This window comes from Sulfitobacter sp., assembly GCF_036961165.1.
Classification (GTDB): Bacteria; Pseudomonadota; Alphaproteobacteria; order Rhodobacterales; family Rhodobacteraceae; genus Sulfitobacter.
Genome location: NZ_JBALVJ010000138.1, coordinates 1 through 5052, shown reverse-complemented (window position 1 = coordinate 5052; position 5052 = coordinate 1). Strand labels below are relative to the sequence as shown.

At 56.7% G+C, this 5052-nt stretch carries 5 protein-coding genes; all 5 read left to right on the top strand.

The features are described 5' to 3' along the window. Window positions 1–315 precede the first annotated feature (315 nt). The 5 genes from V7730_RS21955 to V7730_RS21935 all read left to right on the top strand — a co-directional run bounded on the left by V7730_RS21955 (window position 316) and on the right by V7730_RS21935 (window position 4967). A complete protein-coding gene (locus tag V7730_RS21955; RefSeq protein ID WP_335749689.1) occupies window positions 316–1305 on the top strand; it encodes a Bug family tripartite tricarboxylate transporter substrate binding protein in 990 nt (329 codons plus the stop codon). Beyond that, entirely contained in the window at window positions 1305–1793 is a 489-nt protein-coding gene (locus V7730_RS21950) for a tripartite tricarboxylate transporter TctB family protein (protein ID WP_335749688.1), read from the top strand. The genes V7730_RS21955 and V7730_RS21950 overlap by 1 nt, the downstream gene beginning before the upstream one ends. Before the next feature lies 1 nt (window position 1794). After that, entirely contained in the window at window positions 1795–3300 is a 1506-nt protein-coding gene (locus V7730_RS21945; RefSeq protein WP_335749687.1) for a tripartite tricarboxylate transporter permease, read from the top strand. 101 nt (window positions 3301–3401) lie between these two features. Then, window positions 3402–4436: a zinc-dependent alcohol dehydrogenase family protein gene (locus V7730_RS21940; protein ID WP_335749690.1), complete on the top strand. Its 1035-nt coding sequence runs from the start codon at window positions 3402–3404 to the stop codon at window positions 4434–4436. Window positions 4437–4760: 324 nt separating this feature from the next. Continuing rightward, window positions 4761–4967, top strand: a complete 207-nt coding sequence (locus tag V7730_RS21935; RefSeq protein WP_335749686.1) for a hypothetical protein — start codon at window positions 4761–4763, stop codon at window positions 4965–4967. The last annotated feature ends 85 nt before the right edge of the window (window positions 4968–5052 follow it).

Genomic DNA, 5052 nt, shown 5'->3' with positions numbered 1-5052 from the left:
ACAGCTATTGAAGAGGCGCTCTGCCTATATCGGAGTGATTTTCAACAGCCTGCTGGGGCTAATTAAATACTCGAAATACCGCCTGGCGGTAATCCGGCTCGCATGTATTAGTCCGCCAACCTCTTCTGCATTAGTACCACAAAGGTCTCCTCAAGACCTTTCCTCTATCTTTTGCCACAACACGCATCTACCCAAAACTGTAGAAAAGCGCAAACAAATAGAACCCGGTTGCACTCAGCAGAACATGCGGCCTATAATAGAACCTCGTTCTGACTAAGAGAACGACAGCGATCTAATAATAATGAGGATTCATCTATGCTCTCTCAATTTATCTCTCGCAAACGCGGTTCCCTGTTGACGGCTACACTGGCGACCGCAGCCGTGATGACTTTCGCGGTTCCGGCGCAGGCAGAGGAATGCATCGCAGGGGCCAACCCCGGCGGCGGCTGGGATTTCACCTGCCGTCAGATCGGCAAGATCCTGCACGACATCGGCGCGGTCGATAACCCGGTACGGGTTATCAACATGCCCGGCGGCGGCGGCGGCCTGGCCTATGCCCATGTGGTCACCGAGCGCAGCGATGACGCCGACCTGATCGTGGCGGCCTCGTCGGCGACCACCACCCGTCTGGCGCAGAACGCCTTTGCCGGCATGACCGCCGATCAGGTGCGGTTTGTCGGCGCCATCGGCATCGATCCGGGTGTGCTGGCCGTGGCCGCCGACAGCCCGTACCAATCACTGGGCGAGCTGGTCGAGGCGATCAAGGCCGATCCCCGCTCGATCGCGTTCGCTGGCGGTTCATCCGTGGGCGGGTTCGACCACATGAAACCGCTGATGGTCCTGAAAGAGAGCGGCTTCACCGACATCACCAAGGTGAAATATATCGGGCTGGACGGCGGCGCTGACGCCATTACCCAGACCGTGGGCGGCTTTACCCAAGTGATGACCGGCGACTTGTCCGAAATCGTCAGCTTCCTGGCCAACGGCGATCTCCGCGTGATCGCGGTGCTGACCGAAGAGCGCGTGCCGGGCTTTGACGACATCCCCACCGCCAAGGAACAGGGCTATGACGTGGTGGCCGGCAACTGGCGCGGTCTCTACGTGCCCAAGGGCATCAGCGACGATCAGTTCCACGCTTGGGCCGACAAGCTTCAGGCCGTGGCCGACAGCGCTGAGTGGAAAGAGGCGATGGCCGCCAACGGTCTGGCCCCGTTCACCATGGTTGGCGACGAGTTCCAGGGCTATGTCAACGGTCTGATCGGCGACATCAACGCGATGTCCAAAGAACTGGGAGTTATCCAGTAATGGCCTCTGACCGGATATTTGGTCTGGTCACTCTGATCTCGGCGGTCGCGTATCTCGCGGCCGCTACTCAGATCCAGACAAACCAGTTCTCGGGTGAGTTTATGTCCAAACTGTTTCCGATGCTGATCGGTGGAGTGGCAGCACTTTCTTCGTTGATCATGGTTTTTAAGCCTGACCCAGAGCCTGGTTGGCCTGCTGCAAGCGCTTGGATTTCCATGGGCGCCGCTGTGATTGTGCTGTCGATCTATGCCGTTCTACTGAAGCCGCTTGGGTTCATTCTGCCGACTATTTTCGCGGCAGGCATTCTGAGTTATCAAATCTCCCCGCGTGCCAAGCCTGCGATGCTGGCTGGTATTGGCCTGTCGCTGGGGCTGTTCGTCCTGTTCAAGTTCGCGCTGGGTCTTGGCAACATCGTTGCTTACAGCATCCCGACGCCTGCGAAATTGTGGGACGCGCTCTCAATTCTTATTCCATTTGTGGGGCACTGATATGGATATTCTGTCAAACCTTGCGCTGGGCTTCGGTGTTGCGCTGTCGCCCTTCACTCTATTCCTAGCGATTTGTGGCTGCTTTATTGGCACCATCATCGGCGCATTGCCGGGCCTTGGGCCATCGAATGGTGTCGCGATCCTAATTCCGATCACATTCACGCTTGGCCTTGATGCCACCAGCGCCTTGGTGCTGATGACGTCTGTGTATTACGGTGCGATGTATGGCGGGCGTATCTCGTCGATTCTGCTCAACATCCCGGGTGATGAACCCGCTTTGATGACCACCCTCGACGGCTACCCCATGGCCAAACAAGGCCGCGCGGGCGATGCGCTGGTGCTATCGGGTGTGGCGTCTTTCGTGGGCGCGTTCCTTGCGACTATCGGTTTGATGCTGTTGGCCCCGTCGCTGGCGCGGGTGGCGTTCCTGTTTGGTCCCGCTGAATACTTTGCGCTTTATATGCTGGCCTTCTGCACGCTGGGCGGCATGGCCTCGAACAATCAGGCCAAATCGGCGCTGGCTGCCTGTATCGGCCTTGGCATTGCAACGATCGGTGTAGATTCTTCGTCAGGCCTGCCGCGTCTGACGGGTGGCAACTTGCACTTGTATGATGGCGTTGATTTTCTTGTGGCTATCGTGGGGCTGTTTGCCATCGCTGAGGTGTTCTTCTTCATTGAGAGCCACGGTAAAGGCTCCTCCATCGGGGTGAAGCTTGAGAAAGTCCGTATTCCATGGGCTAATATTTGGGAAACTAAATGGACGATGCTACGTTCATCTGGTGTTGGTTTTATCGCGGGTATTTTGCCCGGCGCGGGCGCGTCTCTGGGATCCTTCTTGGCTTATATGTCCGAGAAGTCCATTGCAGGTGAGAAGGGCGGCTTTGGTACGGGCGTCCCAAAAGGCATCGCGGCCCCTGAAGCGGGTAACAACGCCGCCGCTGGTGGCGCGCTGGTGCCGATGCTGACACTTGGTGTTCCGGGATCGGGGACTACGGCGGTCCTCTTGGCTTTGCTGATGACGTTGAACATCACGCCGGGTCCGACCTTGTTTACTGACCGGCCGGAGGTCGTGTGGGGTCTGATCGCCTCGCTCTTGATTGCCAATTTCGTGCTGCTCTTGATGAATGTGCCGATGGTGAAGATCTTCGTCAAAATCCTGATGGTGCCGGCCTGGGTGCTGCTGCCGGGGGTGACGATGGTGTCCTTTGTCGGCATCTATTCGCTGTCTGGCAACTTTTTCGACCTGCTGCTGATGGTCGGGTTCGGGGTGCTGGGATATATTCTGCGCAAGCTTGATGTGCCCACCGTTCCGGTGATCCTGGGTATCCTGCTGGGCGGCAACATGGAGGACGCGCTGCGCCGCGCAATGACTCTGTCGGACGGAGACGTGAGCTATCTGTTGTCGTCGCCGATCTCGATCGGGCTTTGGGTTGCGGCAATCGCGGGTTTCGTCGCGCCGATGTTCCTGCGCAAAGTTCTGAAAAAGCCGCAGGCGGTCACCGACTGAGGATCACATCACCTGACAATGCCTTACAGTCAAAGGCGAACGGCCGGTTTGAAACGACGGCCACAGAGCTATCCCTCAAGTTTTGAAACAAGGAGACCATGATGCGTGCAGCTGTTGTTCGAGATTTCAATGAAGATCTATCTATCGAAAAGGTTGACGACCCGGCCTGCCCAGACAACGGCGTCATTCTAGAAGTTGCGGCTTGCGGGGTTTGTCGGTCAGATTACCACGGTTGGTCAGGCGGAAATCCCAAGGTGCAAAACGGGTCTATCTTAGGGCACGAATACTGCGGGACTGTTGTGGAGGCTGGCCCGCAGGCACAGTATAAAGTTGGCGACCGACTGATTGCTCCATTCATTCTTGGATGTGGCAAGTGCCCGGCCTGCAACACTGGCGTTTCCAACACATGCGCAAACCAAATCGTACCCGGATTTGGGGCGCCGGGAGCCTACGCCGAATATATTGCTGTGCCGTTCGACCACAATTTGGTTCATCTGCCGGACAGCTTGTCCCCTGCGCTAGCCGCAGGATTGGGATGTCGCATCACGACCGCGTGGCATGCGTTGACCGATCGCGCCGGAGTTCAGGCGGGTGAATGGGTCGCGGTCCACGGAGCGGGCGGGATCGGCCTCTCTGCTTTGCTTCTGGCAAAGATGCTGGGTGCGCAGGTCGTCGTCATTGATATCATTGAAGAAAAACTACAGTTTGCCAAGCAACACGGCGCCGACGCAGTGGTGAACGCAGCGAACAGTGACGCCGCTGAGGCAATTCGAGAAATCACGGGCGGCGGCGCGCAGGTTTCGATTGAAGCCCTCGGAATTGAAGCAACAACAAACGCATCTGTGGAATGCCTCGCGGTACTGGGCCGGCACGTTCAGATCGGCGCGCCATCAAGCGATGGCCCGATGCAAATTAACATGCGGGCAATCTACTCCAAGCAGCTATCCGTCTTTGGGACACGCGGCATGCCGTCATGGAAGTATCCAAGCCTCCTCAGTATGATCGAACGCGGGAGCATCGATCTCAGCCCTATGGTCGGAAGAGAAATCGCGCTCTCGGAGGCAAGCACGGAATTGCGCGCAATGAAGGGGCCTACTCCTCCGGGAGCGGCAATTATCACTAATTTTCTGAAATAAATTCAAATGTTAAAAGCCAAGGCTGAATACTCTTAGCAAGGAAACAAGTGAGTCTTTGACCTCGTGATAGATTTTGGGACATCCCAGTCCCCAAAATCAACTCGGTCTTCGACAACCTATTTATGCCCCGGTCGTCCCGGTCACTGACACTACGCTACAACATCGCAAGCTCGTTACAGCTCCGTTGTCAGCTCCCGATGACTTGACGCCGTGTTCAGATGCCTACTTTGTTTCCCCTATGGCGCAAGGCACGCCGGGTAAACAGTGCGGCTTCACGGCTACGGGGTCTACCAGCCCTCGCTTTGCTCTCCATGGCTGGCAGCGATGGAATACAGTAATGAGCTCAACGCCACCATTCGAATAGCCTACACCATACCGCGCATCCTGCCGACCCGTACATGCGCCGTGAGCGTGTGGCGTGGTGTCAGCCTGATGACCGTCTTGCGGGACAAGGACGAAACCGCTCCCGCGGTATTGGCGCGTTTGGCTGGTGATACGCACAGATTGAAGCGCGGTGATTTTGTGATCTGACGGACCTGTTGCTTGCAGCAACGTTTAATTAAGGGGAATGCAATATGAAACTAAATTATATAGCTGGGAATTGGGTTCAAGGTGT